At 70.1% G+C, this 16,895-nt stretch carries 13 protein-coding genes; all 13 read right to left on the reverse strand.

Annotated elements, in window-relative coordinates; translation table 11 throughout:
* Positions 1 to 21 precede the first annotated feature (21 nt).
* Positions 22 to 1,386, reverse strand: coding sequence for a chemotaxis protein CheW (locus FHR66_RS08300; RefSeq protein ID WP_167087704.1), 1,365 nt, complete (start codon positions 1,384 to 1,386; stop codon positions 22 to 24).
* A complete protein-coding gene (locus FHR66_RS08305; RefSeq protein WP_167087706.1) occupies positions 1,383 to 2,165 on the reverse strand; it encodes a ParA family protein in 783 nt (260 codons plus the stop codon). The genes FHR66_RS08300 and FHR66_RS08305 overlap by 4 nt, the downstream gene beginning before the upstream one ends.
* Positions 2,165 to 3,112: a flagellar motor protein MotD gene (gene motD, locus FHR66_RS08310; RefSeq protein ID WP_160967812.1), complete on the reverse strand. Its 948-nt coding sequence runs from the start codon at positions 3,110 to 3,112 to the stop codon at positions 2,165 to 2,167. Before motD ends, FHR66_RS08305 begins: the two co-directional genes overlap by 1 nt.
* 7 nt (positions 3,113 to 3,119) lie before the next feature.
* Complete coding sequence (locus tag FHR66_RS08315; RefSeq protein ID WP_160958704.1) at positions 3,120 to 3,860, reverse strand: flagellar motor protein; 741 nt, start codon at positions 3,858 to 3,860, stop codon at positions 3,120 to 3,122.
* 417 nt (positions 3,861 to 4,277) lie between these two features.
* On the reverse strand, positions 4,278 to 6,029 hold the full coding sequence (locus tag FHR66_RS08320; protein WP_167087708.1) for a chemotaxis protein CheA: 1,752 nt from the start codon (positions 6,027 to 6,029) through the stop codon (positions 4,278 to 4,280).
* A gap of 4 nt (positions 6,030 to 6,033) precedes the next feature.
* Positions 6,034 to 6,642 carry a protein phosphatase CheZ gene (locus FHR66_RS08325; RefSeq protein ID WP_160967575.1) on the reverse strand — a complete coding sequence of 203 codons (609 nt, stop codon included), beginning with the start codon at positions 6,640 to 6,642 and terminating at the stop codon, positions 6,034 to 6,036.
* Positions 6,643 to 7,035, reverse strand: a complete 393-nt coding sequence (gene cheY / locus FHR66_RS08330) for a chemotaxis response regulator CheY (RefSeq protein WP_010341542.1) — start codon at positions 7,033 to 7,035, stop codon at positions 6,643 to 6,645.
* A gap of 19 nt (positions 7,036 to 7,054) precedes the next feature.
* The gene (locus FHR66_RS08335; RefSeq protein ID WP_160967573.1) at positions 7,055 to 7,804 is read right to left on the reverse strand and encodes an RNA polymerase sigma factor FliA; all 750 of its coding nucleotides are present in this window, start codon (positions 7,802 to 7,804) and stop codon (positions 7,055 to 7,057) included.
* A complete protein-coding gene (locus FHR66_RS08340; RefSeq protein WP_010341540.1) occupies positions 7,801 to 8,685 on the reverse strand; it encodes a MinD/ParA family ATP-binding protein in 885 nt (294 codons plus the stop codon). The genes FHR66_RS08335 and FHR66_RS08340 overlap by 4 nt, the downstream gene beginning before the upstream one ends.
* Positions 8,672 to 10,309: a flagellar biosynthesis protein FlhF gene (gene flhF, locus FHR66_RS08345; RefSeq protein ID WP_167087711.1), complete on the reverse strand. Its 1,638-nt coding sequence runs from the start codon at positions 10,307 to 10,309 to the stop codon at positions 8,672 to 8,674. Before flhF ends, FHR66_RS08340 begins: the two co-directional genes overlap by 14 nt.
* Positions 10,310 to 10,485: 176 nt before the next feature.
* Positions 10,486 to 12,546, reverse strand: a complete 2,061-nt coding sequence (gene flhA / locus FHR66_RS08350; RefSeq protein ID WP_184448123.1) for a flagellar biosynthesis protein FlhA — start codon at positions 12,544 to 12,546, stop codon at positions 10,486 to 10,488.
* A gap of 17 nt (positions 12,547 to 12,563) precedes the next feature.
* Positions 12,564 to 13,694: a flagellar biosynthesis protein FlhB gene (gene flhB / locus FHR66_RS08355; RefSeq protein ID WP_160967567.1), complete on the reverse strand. Its 1,131-nt coding sequence runs from the start codon at positions 13,692 to 13,694 to the stop codon at positions 12,564 to 12,566.
* A 101-nt stretch (positions 13,695 to 13,795) separates the two neighbouring features.
* On the reverse strand, positions 13,796 to 16,696 hold the full coding sequence (locus FHR66_RS08360; RefSeq protein ID WP_160967565.1) for a ligand-binding sensor domain-containing diguanylate cyclase: 2,901 nt from the start codon (positions 16,694 to 16,696) through the stop codon (positions 13,796 to 13,798).
* Positions 16,697 to 16,895 lie beyond the last annotated feature (199 nt).

Here is a 16,895-nt window from a genome sequence, read left to right on the forward strand (position 1 = left end):
AGTTGCCGCCCGCCGCATCGCTCAGTGCAGCAGTTGCTCGGCGTCGAGCAGGATCATCGGCTGTTGCGCCAGACGCGCCACGCCGCGGAACAGATGGTTGGAAATGCGGCAGATGCGGGCGTTGTCCGGCGGTTCGATCTGCTGGTCGCGCAGGCTGGCCACGTCTTCCACCGCGGACACGCGCAGGCCCAGGGTCTCGCCGTTCTCTTCCAGCACCACCACCCGGGTCAGCATGTCCATCTCGATCGGCGCCGCGCCCAGGTGCAGGCCCAGGTCGATCACCGGCACTACCTGGCCGCGCAGGTTCATGATGCCCAGCATCGCCGGTGGCGTGCCGCGCAGCGCCAGCAGCGGCACCGGCAGCACCACTTCCTGCACCTTCAGCAGTTCCAGTGCGTAGGCCTGCTCGCCGCAGCGCAGGCGCAGCCAGCGTGTGCTGCGCTCGGCCAAGCGCTCGGGGGCGATGGCCGAGCCGTGCGGCACGCTCGGCGCCATGAAGGCCTGCAGATTCGGCGGCAGCTTCGCTCCGGCCGCCTGTGCGCGGCTGGCTTCTGCGCGCCGTTCCGGCGGCACCGCCATCGGCGGGCGCTGGACCGCACGCGCGGCGGCGGCATCGTCTTCGGCGGCGAGATTGCGCGGCGTTGTGGCGCGTTGCCGCTCCATCGCCGCGACCACGTCCAGGTCGGCCTGGCGCTCGGCCTGCTCGGCCGGCGTGAGCGCGGCAACGGGTGCCTGCTGCGACATGATCCCGGCCAGGGCCGGATCGGAATCGGCTTCGGCCAGGACCGCGGCAGCGATCTGTTCGGGCGTCGGACCGGCCGGCGCGGGTGCGAGTGCCTGCTGGGACATGATGCCGGCCAGGGCCGGATCGGAATCGGCTTCGGCCAGGACCGCGGCGGCGATCTCTTCGGGCGTCGGGCCGGCCGGCGCGGGCGCGAGCGCCTGCTGGGACATGATGCCGGCCAGGGCCGGATCGGAATCGGCTTCGGCCAGGACCGCGGCGGCGATCTCTTCGGGCGTCGGGCCGGCCGGCGCGGGCGCGAGTGCTTGCTGCGACATGATGCCGGCCAGGGCTGGATCGGAGTCGGCTTCGGCCAGGACCGCGGCGGCGATCTGTTCGGGCGTCGGACCCGCCGGAGCGGGCGCGAGCGCCTGCTGGGACATGATGCCCGCAAGGGCTGGATCGGAGTCGGCTTCGGCCAGGACCGCGGCGGCGATCTGTTCGGGCGTCGGGCCAGCGGTGGCGAGTGCCGGGATCTCGGCGTCCGCGTCCACGTCGGCGACCGCGACCGGCGCGGGGTTCGCTGGCGGTGCCTTCTGCTCCTCGGCGATCACGTCGTGGAGCAGGCCTTCCAGGTAATCGTCGATGATGCCGGGGGTGCTCATGCGGCTTGCTCCATCGGCGTCGCGTCGCTGGCCAGCAGCCATTCCAGCGCGCGGCGGTAGGCGGCCAGACCGCGGCCGGGGTAGTCGCCCGCCGCGCCGGCCACGGTCAGCGCCTTGACGTTGCAGATCTTGGTATCGACCGGGATCGCGTCTTCCCACACCCGTTCGCCGTAGCTGTCCTGCATCTGTCGCAGGGTCTCGTTGCCGGCGCGGGTGCGCTTGTCGAACAGGGTCGGCAGGATCGAGGCGGGCAGCGGCCGGCGCCGCGAGCGTTCGACCATGTCCACGGTGCGGACCATGCTGGCCAGGCCGTGCAGGGCCAGCGGCTCGGCCTGGGTCGGGATGATCACGCGGTCGGCCGCGGCCAGCGCATTGATCATCAGCAGGCCCAGGGTCGGCGGGCAGTCGAGCAGGATGTAGTCGTGCTGGCCGGCGTGGCGGGCCATGGCCTGCTGCAGCGCCAGGCCCAAACCGGGCTGGTTGGCGCTACGCCGTTCCAGCGTGGCCAGCGCGGTCTGCCCGCAGACGAAGCTCAGGCGCTCGACCGCGGTGTCGCGGGCCAGCGCGGCCAGTTCGCCCGGCGGGGTCCCGAACAGGTCCAGCACGCCCGGCGGCTGCGGTTCCTGCGGCACGTCGAAGGCCCGGGTCAGCGAGGCGTGCGGATCGAGATCGAGCATCAGCACGCGGTGCCCGAGCATGGCCAGCCCACGGCCCATGGCCAGCGTGGTGGTGGTCTTGCCCACGCCACCTTTCTGGTTGGCGATCGCCCAGATGCGCATCAGTTGACTCCTTCAATGGCAGGTACTGCGCGGGAACCGCCGGCATTGCCGGCGGCCGCCGCGGCGGGGGGTGTCGAAGTGGCCGGCGCGGCGCCGGCGCTCAAACGGTCGGGGGCCGACGGCGTCGGATCGCTGCTGTCGCCGGAATCGGCCAGGATCACCAGCACCACGCGGCGGTTGGCGTTGCGGCCGGCCGGCGTGTCGTTGCTGGCGCGCGGGCGGAACTGGCCGTAGCCGATCATCGACAGCCGCGAGGGCTGCAGGCCCTGGTCGGCGAACAGGTGGACCACGCTGGCCGCGCGCGCCGCCGACAGTTCCCAGTTCGACGGGAACTGCAAGGTGGCGATCGGGGTGTTGTCGGTGTAGCCCTCCACGCGCACCCCGTTGGGCACGCCGGCCAGCACCTGCGCCAGTTCCGCCAGGGTGGCGCGCGCGCTCTGGTCCAGCGCGGCCGAGCCGGAGCCGAACAGGATGTCGCTGTTGATCTCCACTTCGATCCACAGCCCGGCGCGGCGCACGGTGATCAGCTTCTTCTGGATCAGCGGCGCCAGCGCGGCGCCGAGACGGTCGGCGATGCTGTCGAGCTGGCGTTGCGCGCGGCGCAACTGCTGCGCGTCGCGCAGGTCGTCGCCGCGCTGCGCATTGCCGGAGGGCAGGCGGTTGGGATCTGGCAAGGTCAGCGCCGGGCTGGACTTGATCGGGGTCGGGCGCTCGCCGCCCTGGCCCTGCAAGGCCTGGTCGCCGACCTGCACCGGGCGCAGGGTCTTGGGGGTACCGCCGAACGCGGCGCTCATCGCGTCGGCCATCACCCGGTACTTGGCTTCGTTGATCGTGGACAGCGCGTACATCACCACGAAGAAGGCGAGCAGCAACGTCATCAGGTCGGCATAGGGGATGGCCCATGCCTCGTGGTTGGCGTGCTCGTCGTGGGAGTGCTTGCGGGCCATTGGCAACTCAATGCAAGAATCCGGCCAGTTTCGATTCGATGTTGCGCGGGTTCTCGCCCTGGGCGATGGCGATCAACCCTTCGATGATCATTTCGCGCTCGCCGCAGCTGTGCTTGATCACGCTCTTGAGCTTGGCGGCCATGGGCAGGAACAGCAGGTTGGCCGAGGCGATGCCGTAGATGGTGGCGGTGAACGCGGCGGCGATGCCGTGGCCGAGCTTGCTCGGGTCGGCCAGGTTCTTCATCACCGCGATCAGGCCCAGCACCGCGCCGATGATGCCCAGGGTCGGCGCGTAGATGCCCATGCCCTCGAACACCTTGGCCGCGGCCAGGTCGCAGTGTTCCTGGCCTTCCAGGTCGATCTCCAGCATGTGCCGGATGGCTTCCGGCTCCACGCCGTCCACCAGCATCTGCAGGCCCTTGCGCACGAACGGATCCTGCTGCTGCGGCACCTGGTTCTCGAGGCCGAGCAGGCCCTGGCGGCGGGCGATGTTGCTCCATTCCACGATCTGCTTGAGCAGCGCCTGGCGATCGCTCGGCGGCGGCCACAGCAGCCACTTGGCGATCTGGAACGCACGCCGGAACACGGAAGGCGGGGTATGCACCAGGATCGCGGCGACGGTGCCGACGATCACGATCACGAACGCAGCCGGCGACCACAGCGCCGAAATGCCGGCGCCCTTGAGGATGCTGCCACCGATCAGCGACAGAATCGCCAACAGCAGGCCAATGAGACTGAGCTTGTCCATGCAGGAGGTATCGGCCAGGGGGCGGGGGACTTGATGGGTTGGGGATTCGGGATTCGGGATTGGGGAGTCGCAAGCGCGCGAGCGCGGCGGGTTGGTCGGTGTGTCGTAGGAGCGGCTTCAGCCGCGACGCGCTGACCTTGGCGCGTGCCTATGCACGATCGTTCGGATCGTGTCGGTAGGGAGTAGTGCGCCGCGCGTGCGATCGCCAAGCTCCGATCCCGGCTTCACGGCGTCGCGGCTGAAGCCGCTCCTACAAGGGAACCGATGCGGCGGCGAGCCGCTTTTGCGATTCCCCAATCCCGATTCCCGAGTCCCAGCCTCACCGCGTCGCGGCTGAAGCCGCTCTACAAGAAGCAGAGAAGCGCCAGGGATGCCGCTGTTGCGAATCCCCAATCCCGATTCCCCAATCCCGGCTCGTCAGGCCTTCAGGCCATCCACATCCAGGATCAGCGCCAGGCGGCCGTCGCCGATGAGGGTGGCGCCGGCGTAGCCGGGCAGGCCGCGCAGGGAGCGCGGCAGCGGCTTGATCACCACTTCCTCGCGGCCGCGGACCTGGTCCACGACCAGGCCCATGCGCGATTCGCCGGCCTGCAGCACCACCACGGTCAGCAGCGGCAGTTGCGGGGCGTCGATGTTGAGCCACTGGCGCAGGTCCACCAGCGGCAGGGTGTGCGACTGCCGGTCGAGCACGGCGCGGCCGTCGAACCAGCCCAGCGAGCGGCGCGGGGCGTGCAGCACTTCCACCACGCGCGCCAGCGGCAGTGCGTAGACGGTGTCGCCGGCCTGCACCAGCAGGGTCGGCAGGATCGCCAGGGTCAGCGGCACGCGGATCAGGAAGCGGCTGCCGCGACCCAGTTCCGACTGGATCTGGATCTGTCCGCTGAGCTCGCGGATGCGCGACTGCACCACGTCCATGCCGACGCCGCGGCCGGAGATGTCGGTGACTTCGGCCTTGGTCGAGAAGCCGGGCAGGAACACCAGGTGCAGGCATTCCTCGGTGGTCAGGCGGGCGGCGGCCTCGGGGTCGATCAGGCCCTTCTCGCGGGCCTTGGCGCGCAGCCGTTCCGGGTCGATGCCGGCGCCGTCGTCCTGCACCTCGATGCTGACGTAGTCGCCTTCCTGCTGCGCCGACAGGCGCACGTGGCCGCCGCGCGGCTTGCCGGTGGCCTCGCGCAGCGCCGGCGCCTCGATGCCGTGGTCGATGGCGTTGCGCACCAGGTGCACCAGCGGATCGGCCAGCGCCTCGACCAGGTTGCGGTCCAGTTCGGTATCGGCGCCGATCAGTTCCAGTTCCACTTCCTTGTTGAGGGAGCGGGCGACGTCGCGCGCGACCTTGGGGAAGCGCGAGAACACCTTGCCGACCGGCTGCATGCGCGTGCGCATGACCGCCGACTGCAGGCGCGCGGTGGCGATATCCAGGCTGCTGACCGCGCGGTCCAGTTCCTCGTCGCGCAGGCGCACGCGCAGGGTCTTGAGTCGGTTGCGCGAGAGCACCAGTTCGCCGATCAGGTTGACGATCGCGTCCAGGCGCTTGGTGTCCACACGCACGGTGTGTTCGGGTTCGGCGGCCTTGGCCGGGGCGGCCGCGGCCTTGGGCGCGGCGCTGGGCGCGCGCGGCGCCGGCTGCAGCGCCTGCGGCGTGGCCGTCGGCGGCGCATCGCCGTGCAACTGGTCCAGCAGCGCTTCGAATTCGTCGTCGCTGATCAGATCCCCCGCGGCCGCGGCGGTGGCCGCTGCGGGGGCGGGTGCCGGCGCGGCGCTCTTGGCCGGGGCCGGGGCCGGGGCGGCGTCGCCGTGCGCGTCGAACTGCGCGATCAGTTCCGGCGGCGCACGCGGTGGCTCCTGGCCGCTGCCGAAGGCGTCGAGCATCGACTGCAGGTAGTCCAGCGACTGCTGCGCGGCGTCGAAGTGCCGCGCCTGCAGGGTGGCCTGGCCGGCGCGGGCCATGCCCAGGGTTTCCTCCGCGGCGTGGCACAGTTCGACCATGGCGTTGATCGCCAGGAAGCCGGCGCCGCCCTTGAGCGTGTGGAATCCGCGGAACACGGCGTTGAGCTGGCCGCTGTCCTCGGGCGCCTGCTCCAGCGACACCAACTGCTCGCCGAGCCGGTCCAGGATCTCCTGGGCCTCGATGATGAAGTCGGCAGCGATGTCGTCGGGTACGGCGCTCATGGCATTACAGTCCCAGTCCGGACAGCAGGTCGTCGGCGTCGTTCTGCGACACGCCGTGGCGGTCCAGACCGGGCAGGGCCGGGCCGGCCAGGCTGCCGTCGGGTTTGCGTTCTTCCTTCGGCGGCAGCCCCAGCGCGCCGAAGCCTTCGTGCACGCGGCGCACGATGCCGGCGACGCGGCGGATGATCTGCCCGGTCAGGTCCTGGAAGCTCTGCGCCAGCGCCATTTCGGTGAGGTTGTGGCGGATCTTGTCGAGGATCTCGCCCTGGTCGCCGCTGAGGCCGCCGGCGGCGAGCTGGTTGGCCAGCGCGCGGCATTCCTCGGCCAGGTCCAGGGTGCGGTGGCTGGCCTGTTCGGTCATCTCCACCACGTGGTCCAGACGCGAGCAGGCGTCGTCCAGCTCGCCGGCCTCGCTGGGCACCACCGGCAGTTCGCCGAGCGCCTGACCCAGATCGCGCGCGAGCCGGCTCAGGCCCTGCATCATCGGCCGCGTGCGCCAGGCGGCGAGGGTGTCGATCTCCCTGCGCCAGCCGGCCTCGTCGCCGTTCTCCAGCGCGTCCAGCGCGCCTTGCAGGCGTTCGATCAGGGCGGTACGTTCGGCGGTGGCTTCCATTTAGGCGGTCGCTCCCAGGCGTTCGAAGATCTTGCCCAGCTTCTCCTGCAGCGTCTGCGCGGTGAACGGCTTGATGATGTAGCCGTTCACGCCGCACTGCGCGGCCTCGATGATCTGCTCGCGCTTGGCCTCGGCGGTGACCATCAGCACCGGCAGGTGCTTGAGCTTGTCGTCGGCGCGGATGTTGCGCAGCAGATCGATGCCGGTCATGCCGGGCATGTTCCAGTCGGTGACCACGAACTCGAACGGTGCCGAGCGCAGCGCGGCCAGGGCGCTGTTGCCGTCTTCGGCCTCGGCGGTGTTGGTGAAGCCCAGATCGCCGAGCAGATTCTTGACGATGCGCCGCATCGTCGAGAAATCGTCCACGATCAAAATCCGCATGTTCTTGTTCACCACTGACTCCTAAGGGTTCCTATTCTTCGTCTTCCAGACCGGCATCGGCGACACCGAACGCCTTCAGGCGTCCGCGCAACCGTACCGTGGCCTGGCCATGGATCTGACACACGCGCGACTCGCTGACCCCGAGTACCGCGCCGATTTCCTTGAGGTTCAATTCCTGCTCGTAGTACAGCGACAGCACCAACTGCTCGCGTTCGGGCAACTGCGCAATGGCCTTGCCCAGCTCGCGGCCGAATTCGCTGCGCTCGAGCATCTGCTGCGGATTGGGTCCGCCCTTGGCGATGGTATCCAGCTCGCCATGGTCCTCGATGCGCGACTCCAGGCTCAGCACCTGGCCGCGGGCGGCATCTTCCATCAAACGCAGGTATTCGGGAAGCGGCATGTCCATCGCCGCGGCCACTTCGTTGGCGGCGGCGGCGCGGCCGGTGCTCTGTTCGATCTTGCGGATCGCCGAGGCGGCGTCGCGGGCGCGGCGGTGCACCGAGCGCGGCACCCAGTCGCCGCGGCGGATCTCGTCGATCATCGAGCCGCGGATGCGGATCGAGGCGTAGGTCTCGAACGAGGCGCCCTGTTCGGCGTCGTAGCTGCGCGAAGCCTCGATCAGGCCGATCATGCCGGCCTGGATCAGGTCGTCGATCTCGACGCTGGCCGGCAGTCGCGCCGCCAGGTGATGGGCGATGCGCCGGACTAGGTCCGAGTGCTGGGCGATGTAGTCGTTGGCGCTGTTGCGCTGGACGGCGCGGTAGTGGGCGGCGGCGTTCATGCGGCCACCCCGCGCTGGATGATGCGTTCGACGAAGAACTCGACGTTGCCGCGCGGGGCGGTCGGCGCCTGCCAGCGCGCGGTGCGCCGGGCGATCTCGGAGATCGCCTGCGCCGACGGGCTGGACGGGTAGGCCTTGACCACCGGCTGCTGGCGCTGCACCGACAGGCGCAGCCAGTCGTCCTGCGGCACGCAGCCCAGGTAGTTCAGCGACACGTCGCCGAGGAACTTCTCGCAGACCCGGCTCAGCTTGTCGTACAGCAGGCGGCCTTCGTTGAGGTCGCGCACCATGTTGGCGACGATCTGCACCCGGTCCACGCCGCGCTCGCGCGAGAGGACCTTGATCAGGGCGTAGGCGTCGGTGATCGAGGCCGGCTCGTCGCAGACCACCACCACCGCGTCCTGCGCGGCCTGGCAGAAGGTCAGCACGCTGTCGGTGATGCCGGCGGCGGTGTCGACGATCATCACGTCCAGCTCGCGCTGCAGCTCGGAGAACACGTTGACCAGGCCCACGTGCTGGGCCGGCGGCAGCTCGGCCATGTAACGGCGGCCGGAGGCGGCGGGCACCACCATCAGCCCGTTGGGCATGTCGATCAGCACTTCTTCGAGGGTGCAGCGCCCGGCGACCAGGTCGGCCACGGTGAACTTGGGCGTCAGCCCCAGCAGCACGTCGACGTTGGCCAGGCCGAGGTCGGCGTCCAGCAGCAGGGTGCGCTTGCCCATGTCGGCCAGCGCCATGGACAGGTTGACCGAGATGTTGGTCTTGCCCACGCCGCCCTTGCCGCCGGTCACGGCGATGGTGCGCACCGGACCCAGCGGTTCGCTACGCGTCGCCGACAGGGGGAAGGCATTGGTCAGATTGACGTAGTCACGCGACGGCATGGGTCTGCTCCGGAGTACAGGGCTTATCGGCAGCGCGCCGCAAATCTTCAAGGCGCAATACCAGGCTGGCGGCGTTGGCGCGGTGCAGGTCGTCCGGCACGCGCTGTCCATCGGTCACCCAGGTGATGGGGAGGCGGTGGTCCACGACCACCGACAAGGCACTGCCGAACCGCCCGGTCTCGTCCAACTTGGTCATGATGACCCCCTGTGGGTCGGCGCCGGCGAACCGGCGCACCACCTCGTCCAGGTCGGAGAAATGGGCATTGGCAGGCAGTACCAGCAAGGATCGGACCACACGCGAGGCGCGCAGCCAGTGCAGCTGGGCGGCCAGGGCGCGGTCGCGCTGGCCCATGCCGGCGGTGTCGATCAGCACCAGCTTGTAGTCGGCCAGGCGCTCCAGCAACTGCTGCAGCGCGGCGTCGCTGTCGGCCTCGTGCACGGCGATGCCGAGCTGGCGGCCGTAGCTGTGCAACTGTTCGCGGCCGCCGACGCGGACCGTGTCGGTGGTCACCAGGGCCACGTCGCGGGCGGCATGGCGCTCCAGGAAGCGCGAGGCCAGCTTGGCGATGGTGGTGGTCTTGCCGGCGCCGGTGGGGCCGATCAGGGCGATCACGCCGCCTTCCTCGATCGGGTCCAGCGGAGCGATCGGCAGGCGCTTGGACAGCAGGCCCAGCATCAGCCCGCGGCCGCGGTGCAGCTCCAGGTCGGCGGGGATCTGCATGACCACGTCGCGGGTGATGCCGCTGTCGAAGCCATAGTCGTCCATCAATTCCAGGGCCTGGGCGCGGACCGGCGAACCGCGCAGGCGTTCGTCGGTGAGGCGGTTCATCTCGCGCTCGATCATCTGCCGCATCAGCGCCAGTTCGTCGCGCAGCTGCGTCAATTGTTCGTCGTTCTGCGGGGCCGGGAAGGTCGGCACCGCCGCCAGCGTCGCGGCCGCCGGGATTCCGGCAGTGGCCGGCGCGTCCGGCTTGGCCGCGCTCGGCGCAGGCACGGCCGGGGCCGGGCTCGCCACCGGGGTCAGCGCCACCGCGGCGACGTCGTCGCGCCAGGCCGGCACGGCCTCGGCGGCCGGCGCCGCGGTGGCGGCGGCGAACGGGCTGGGCATGGGCACGCTGATCGGGGCGTTGCGGAACACGTCCTCGGGGATGCTGAAGTCGGCGCGGCCCGTGGCCGGTGCCGGGGCCTTGGCCGCTGCGGCCGGGCGCGCTGCGGCAGCCGGGGCGGCCGCGGCGGGCATGGCCGAGGCGGCCAGCGCCGCCGGCTGGGTCAGCGGCCGCGCTGCGGCAGCGGCCGGTGCGGTCGCCGCGGCGCCACCACGGCGCTCGCTGATCGCGGCCATCATCGCCATCGCCGGGCTGGCCGCGGCCTTGTCGCTGCGGGCGGCGCGCGGTGCGGCAGTGGCCGGTGCCTGCGCCGCGGCGGCGGCGCGTGGCGCCTCGTCCGGGCGCACCGAATCCAGCGCCCGCTGCACCAGGGCCTCGTCGTAATTGCTGGCGGCGACGATCTCGATGCCCTCGTCGGTACGCCGGTTGGACAGGATCACCGCATCCGGACCGTGCTCGTCGCGCACCATCCGGAAGGCGGTGCGCATGTCGGGGGCGACAAAGCGTTTGATCTTCATGGGTGAGTGCCGGGATTCGGGATTGGGGAGTGGGGATTGGTTGCGGAGGCCGCCATGGCATGGCTGCTATCCGGTCGCCTTGCTCTGGTTGTGTTCGTTCGTGTCATTGCTGTCTCTCTCCGCGTGCCGGGCCCGCTGTTGCGACTCCCGAATCCCAAATCACCAATCCCCGCCAATCAGCTGATCGTGCCGACCAACTTCAGCCGCTTGTCCTCCGGCACTTCGCTGTAGGACAGGACCGACAGCGCGGGGACGCTGTGGCGGACCAGGCGGGCGAGGGCGGCGCGGACCTGCGCCGGCACCAGCACCACTGCCGGTTCGTTGCGCGCCTCCTGCTTGCTCACGCAGTCCGCCAGACTTTGGTGCAAGCGTTCGGCCAGTCCGGGTTCCAGCGCCGCGCCGTTGCCCTGGGTAGAGTCCTGCAAGACACGTTCCAATTGCGGGGCCAGGGTGAACACCGGCAGTTCCGGGGCCATGCCGGCGATCTCCTGGACGATGAACCGGCCCAGGGCGTTGCGTACGGCGGCGGTGAGTGCGCCGGGTTCCTGACTCTGCGGCGCGTGCTCGACCAGGGCCTCGACGATCTTGCGCAGCTGCCGCACCGGGATCTTCTCGATCAGCAGGTTCTGCAGCACCCGCACCACCACCGACAGCGGCAGCGCCTTGGGGGTGAGGTCCTCGACCAGCTTGGGCGCGCTCTTGGCCAGGGTCGCCAGCAGTTGCTGCACTTCCTCGTGGCCGAGCAGTTCCGGGGCATGTTCGCGGATCAGGTGCGAAAGGTGCGTGGCGATCACCGTCGCCGGGTCGACCACGGTGTAGCCCATGGTCTCGGCCTGGGCGCGCAGGTGCGGCTGGATCCAGGTCGCATCCAGGCCGAACGCCGGATCCTTGCCGGCGATGCCGTCGATCTTGCCGAGCGCGCCGCCCGGGTCCAGCGCCAGTTCGCGGTCCGGGTGGATGTCGGCGGTGGCCACCGGCACCCCGTGCACCAGCAGGCGGTAGGCGTTGGCGGGCAGTTCCAGGTTGTCGCGGATGTGTACCGGCGGCACCAGGAAGCCGATGTCCTGGGTCAGCTTGCGGCGTACGCCCTTGATGCGCGCCATCAGCTCGCCGCCCTGGGCCTTGTCCACCAGCGGGATCAGCCGGTAGCCGACCTCCAGGCCCAGCGGGTCGATCGGACGCAGTTCGTCCCAGCCCAGTTCGGCATTGGCCTGGGCCGCGGCCGCAGCCTGCGGCGCCGCCTCGGCGGCGGCCGGGGTCGGCTGCAGGCTACGCTTCCACATCTTCCAGGCCAGCAGGCCCAGGATCAGCGCCAGCGTCAAGAAAGCGACGTTGGGCATGCCCGGGATCAGGCCGACCAGGCCCATGATCGCCGCGGCCACCGCCAGCGCCTTATGCTGGCCGAACACCTGGCCCATCATCGACGCGCCCATGTCCTGCGAGCGCGAGGCGCGGGTGACCAGCATCGCCACCGCCGAGGACACCAGCAGCGCCGGCAACTGCGCGACCAGGCCGTCGCCGATCGACAGCAGAGTGTAGGTGGAGGCGGCCTGTCCCACCGGCATGCCATGCTGCAGCACGCCGACCGCCATGCCGCCGATCAGGTTGATGAACAGGATCAGGATGCCGGCGATGGCGTCGCCGCGGATGAACTTGCTGGCACCGTCCATCGAGCCGTAGAAGTCCGCTTCCTCGCGCACTTCCTCGCGGCGGGCCTTGGCTTCCTCGCGGGTCAGCAGGCCGGCGTTGAGGTCGGCGTCGATCGCCATCTGCTTGCCGGGCATGGCGTCGAGGATGAAGCGTGCGGTCACTTCCGACACGCGCCCGGCGCCCTTGGTGATGACCACGAAGTTGATGATGGTCAGGATCGCGAACACCACGATGCCGACCGCATAGTTGCCGCCGATCACGAATTCGCCGAAGGCCTCGATCACCTTGCCGGCGGCGCCGTGGCCGTCCTGGCCGTTGATCAGGATCACGCGGGTGGAGGCCACGTTCAGCGCCAGGCGCAGCATCGTGGTCATCAGCAGCACGATCGGGAAGATGCTGAACTCCAGCGGCCGCTTCACGTACACCACCGCCAGCAGCACCATCAGCGAGATGGCGATGTTGAAGGTGAACAGGGCGTCCAGCACCGGGGCGGCCAGCGGCACCACCACCATCGCCAGCATCAGCAACACGATCACCGGGGCGCCGAGCCCGTGCTTGATCATGTCCATGACTTTGCGCGTATTCATCTGCGCGGCGGGCTGACTCATGGCTGGCTCCCCGGGGCGAATTCATCCACTTCCAACGGCGGCAACGGCGGCATCGGCCCAGTGCGCCAAGCGCGCAACTGGTAGACGTACGAGAGGACCTGCGCCACCGCGGAATACAGTCTCACGGGAATTTCCTTGCCGAGTTCGCCTTCCCTATACAAGGCGCGTGCCAAAGGCGGCGCCGAGATCACCGCCACCCGATGCTGCTCGCCGACCTCGCGGATGCGGAAGGCGATTTCGTCCACGCCCTTGGCCACCACGGTGGGCGCGCGCATGCGCCCGCTCTCGTACTTCAGCGCCACCGCATAGTGGGTGGGGTTGACCACCACCACGTCGGCCTTGGGGATGGCTTCCATCATCCGCCGCTGTGACATCTGCATCTGCATCTGGCGGATGCGGCCCTTGACCTCGGGGCTGCCGTCGCTTTCCTTCATTTCCCGGCGCACTTCCTCGCGGGTCATCTTCAATTTGCGGATGTAATTCCACTTCTGATAGGGCGCGTCGATCGCGGCCAGCAGCGCCAGCGCGCCGGCGGTGTACAGCAGCAGCCGCAGGGTGAAGCCCAGGCCGTGGCCGACGGCCTGTTCCAGCGGCTGCAGCAGCAGCCCGCGCAGGAAATCGACGCTGCCCCACAGGCACAGCATCGCGGCGCCGCCGACGAAGCCCATGCGCAGGATCGATTTCAGCAGTTCGGCGATGGTCTCGGCGCCGTACATGCGGCTCAGCCCGGCCATCGGGTTGAGCCGGTCGAACTTGGGGATCAGCGCCTGGCCGGAGAAGCGCAGGGTGCCCATCAGCACGGGCGCGGCGAAGCTGGCGGCAAGGCAGATGCCGACCAGCGGCAACACCACCCAGAGCAGGTTCAGCAGCAGCTCGCCGAAATGGCCGAACATCGCCTCCGGATGGGCGCGCATCGACAGGTCCGGGCGCAGCGCCTGCTTCAGCCAGGACACGACGCCGGCGGTCAGCGAGGTGGACAGGCCCATCAGCGCGAAGACGCCGGCGCTGAACACCGCCGCCGTCGCCAGCTCGCGCGAATGCGGGATGTTGCCCTGTTCGCGGGCTTCGCGCAGGCGTTTGTCTGTTGGCTGTTCTGTGCGCTCTGCGCCTTCTTCGCTCTCGGACATCGGGGATGCGCTCGGCCAGGATCGACCCTGCGCACTGCAAGGACCGTGCCGGTCCTGGCCCGACTCTCCGAGACTGCCGCGGCGGGGCCTTCCGGCCGCGGCTAGGCGGGCTGCAGTTCCACCCGGTCGCGGCCCAGGCGCTTGGCCTGGTACAGCGCCGCATCGGCACGCGCCAGCAACTGCTGCAGGGATTCGCCGGGCCGGTACCAGGCCACGCCGATCGAGGCGGTGATCGCCAACTGCCGCTCGCCGATGCGCAGCGGTTGCCCGGCGATGGTGGCGCGCAGGGCCTGCAGCCGCTCGCCGCAGCTCGGCGGCAAGCCGGGCAGCACCGCCAGCAGTTCCTCGCCGCCGTAGCGGCCGACCAGATCGGCGTCGCGCAGATTGGCGCCCAGGCGCCGCGCCACCTCGATCAGCACCGCATCGCCGACCAGGTGGCCGTGCTCGTCGTTGATCCGCTTGAAATGGTCCAGGTCGATCATCGCCACCGCCAGCGCGGTCTGTTCGGCCTCGCTGCGGCGCATCTGCGCGGCCAGCGCCTCGAGGATGCCGGCGCGGTTGAGCAGGCCGGTGAGGGCGTCGTGCGAGGCTTTCACCGCCAGCGCGGCGCGGGCGATCTCCAGTTCGCGCTTGTCGTGCTCCAGTTCCTCGGTGCGCCGCGCCACCAGGTCGGCCAGTTCGCGCTGGCGCTGGTGCAGGCGGCGCTCGCGCCAATGCAGCAGCGCCACCATCAGGCCGCCGCCGAGCAGCAGGTAGAGCGCCAGCATCGGCTGGCTGCGCCACCACACCGGCGCCACCGAGAACGCCACCCGTAGGGGAGCCGAGGCGCTACGCCGGTAGGCGTCCAGCAACTGGATCTCCAGCACGTAGTGGCCCGGTGCCAGCGGCGGTTGCTCGAACTCGAAGTTGGGCGTATGCAGCCAGCGGGTGTGTGCGCCCTCGAAGCGATAGCGGAAGCTGATGCGGTTGCGCTCGTCGTACAGGTCCGGCGAGCCGACCGCGATGTGCAACGGATCCTCGCTCCAGGGCAGGCGCGCGCCCGCGGCGATGGCCACGCCGCCGCGACTGAACTCCTTGAGCGCCAGCCGCGGCGCCTGTGCCGGGAACAGCCGCGTCGGATCCTGCAGGTGGGTGACGCCGCGGCTGCTGCCGATCCACACCGAGCCGTCGCCGTCCTCCAGGAAGGCCGATTCGGAAATATCGTTCCAGAGCAGGCCCTGCGCCTGGGTCAGCCGCGACCAGGCGCGACCGTTGAACACGTCCACGCCCTGGTTGTGGCAGATCCAGATCCAGCCATTGCGGGTGCCGCGAAGGGTGTAGATCTGCAGGTCGCGCAATTGCGCATCGGCAGGCTGCAAACGCAGGGTGTCGCCGTCGAGCCGGCCGTGCCAGGCGCCGGGACCGTACAGGCTGGCCCAGGCCTGGCCGTCGTCCTGGACCAGCAGCTTGCTGAGCACCGCCTGCGATGGCCTGCCGTCCACGACCAGCCGGATCGGGGTCCAGGTGTCGCCGCGCAGGCGGAACAGCCCGGCGACGCCGGTCACCAGCACGCTGCCGTCCTGCCGCTGCTGGATATCCGAATACTCGCCGCCGGGCAGCGTCGACAGCCGTTGCGGCTCCGCGTCTGCATTCGCCTGCGCAAGCAGGTACACGCCGTCGTCGCTGAGGATCCAGACCCGGCCGGTCGCATCCACGAGCAGTTGCTTGGCGATCACCAGTCGCTGTCGGCCGCTGCTGCGCAGCGGAGGATAGACGCGCAGCAATCGACCCTGCGCGTCGTAGTGGCGCAGCACGCCTACCGAGCCGATGCTCCACAGGGTGCCGTCGGCGGCACGCTGCAGCCCGATCATCTGTGTGCCGTTGGCGCTGGCCCTGCGCTGGAAGCGCCCGTCTTCGCGCAGCCGATCGATGCCGCCCTCGTTGCCGGCCAGCAGATCGCCCTGCTGGGTGCGCTGGATGCTCCAGGTCGGTGCGCGGCTGATGCCCTGCGACACGTCCCAGTTCTCGATCCAGCCATAGCCGGTCCAGCGCAAGACGCCTTCGCCGTCCATGCTCAGCCACAGGTCGCCGGCCTGGTCGAAGCGCATGGCGACGATATTGCCCTCGGGCAGGCCATTACGGCGGTCGAAGCTGTGCCAGCGGCCGTGCTCCCAGCGCGCCAGGCCTCTGTCGGTGCGCACCAGCACGCGGCCCTGTGGGTCGAGCAGGATCTGCGTGCGCCGCGTCAGCAGGCCCGGTCCGTCCAGTCCAGGCGGCGTCTGTTCCTGGAAGCGTGAGGCGCCGGCCGGCAGCCGCATCACTTGGCGCTCGCCGAGCACCCACAGGGTGCCGGCGCGGTCACGCACCGCGCTGCGCCAGACCTCGCGCTGCAAGCCCTGGGCTTGGTCGTAGCGGGTCGCGTGGCCGTCGGCATCGACCCGGCACAAGGCCTTGCCGCAGCCCAGCCACAGCACGCCATCGGCGACGAACAGGTCGTGGACCTCGGCCAAGTCCGGTTGCCGCGCCAGCGTCGCCGGATCGAACAGCGGGTGCAGTTCCCAGCCGATGCCGTCGGCCTTGCGCGCGGCGCGCAGCAGGCGGCGCCCGTCCAGCACCACCGTGCCCCAGCCCGGCGCGGCCAGACGCGGGCGATTCAGTTGGTGGTGCGACGGCAGGCGGTCGTGCTCCAGCGGCATCCAGCCCGCCGGCGTGCCGTCGTCGACGTAGATCGCATCATAGGTGGCCATCCACAGCCGTCGCTGGGCGTCCTCGACGGCATCGGAGATGTAATGGCCGCCGCGGCCCTGCAGCGGCACCTGCTGGAACTGGTTGCCGTCGAAGGCGTACAGGCCGCTCTCGCTGCAGACCAGCAGGCTGCCGTCGCGGCGCTGCAGCAGGCAGGTGCCGGCGAGGCCGAGCAGACCCTGGTCCTGCGCGTAGTGCCGCAACGGGATGACCTGGGCCTGCGCGGCTCCGGCGCAGCCCAGTGCCGACAGCAGCAGCCATCGCAGGCATCGATCCATGACCCTGCGCATGCGGCGCTCAGCCGCCGCTGTGCCGCCGTGCGAGACGGCGAGGGCAGACACGAGCGAACGCGGACGAGCAATGGGGCATGGCGGGGGCGGTATCGGCAAAAGAAAGGGCGGGCGGCGACGACCGGCAGTGTAAGGACGGGCGGCAGCGCCATCGCTCATCCAGGCGTCACACCAATGGCCTTCTGCC

It is taken from the genome of Xanthomonas sp. F4 (assembly GCF_011761895.1).

What these genes read in the sequence shown, in the direction of transcription:
- FHR66_RS08300 (WP_167087704.1), bottom strand. Translation starts at nt 1,386, where the DNA reads ATGAGCACCCCCGGCATCATCGACGATTACCTGGAAGGCCTGCTCCAC.
- FHR66_RS08305 (WP_167087706.1), bottom strand. Translation starts at nt 2,165, where the DNA reads ATGCGCATCTGGGCGATCGCCAACCAGAAAGGTGGCGTGGGCAAGACC.
- motD (WP_160967812.1), bottom strand. Translation starts at nt 3,112, where the DNA reads ATGGCCCGCAAGCACTCCCACGACGAGCACGCCAACCACGAGGCATGG.
- FHR66_RS08315 (WP_160958704.1), bottom strand. Translation starts at nt 3,860, where the DNA reads ATGGACAAGCTCAGTCTCATTGGCCTGCTGTTGGCGATTCTGTCGCTG.
- FHR66_RS08320 (WP_167087708.1), bottom strand. Translation starts at nt 6,029, where the DNA reads ATGAGCGCCGTACCCGACGACATCGCTGCCGACTTCATCATCGAGGCC.
- FHR66_RS08325 (WP_160967575.1), bottom strand. Translation starts at nt 6,642, where the DNA reads ATGGAAGCCACCGCCGAACGTACCGCCCTGATCGAACGCCTGCAAGGC.
- FHR66_RS08335 (WP_160967573.1), bottom strand. Translation starts at nt 7,804, where the DNA reads ATGAACGCCGCCGCCCACTACCGCGCCGTCCAGCGCAACAGCGCCAAC.
- FHR66_RS08340 (WP_010341540.1), bottom strand. Translation starts at nt 8,685, where the DNA reads ATGCCGTCGCGTGACTACGTCAATCTGACCAATGCCTTCCCCCTGTCG.
- flhF (WP_167087711.1), bottom strand. Translation starts at nt 10,309, where the DNA reads ATGAAGATCAAACGCTTTGTCGCCCCCGACATGCGCACCGCCTTCCGG.
- flhA (WP_184448123.1), bottom strand. Translation starts at nt 12,546, where the DNA reads ATGAATACGCGCAAAGTCATGGACATGATCAAGCACGGGCTCGGCGCC.
- flhB (WP_160967567.1), bottom strand. Translation starts at nt 13,694, where the DNA reads ATGTCCGAGAGCGAAGAAGGCGCAGAGCGCACAGAACAGCCAACAGAC.
- FHR66_RS08360 (WP_160967565.1), bottom strand. Translation starts at nt 16,696, where the DNA reads ATGGATCGATGCCTGCGATGGCTGCTGCTGTCGGCACTGGGCTGCGCC.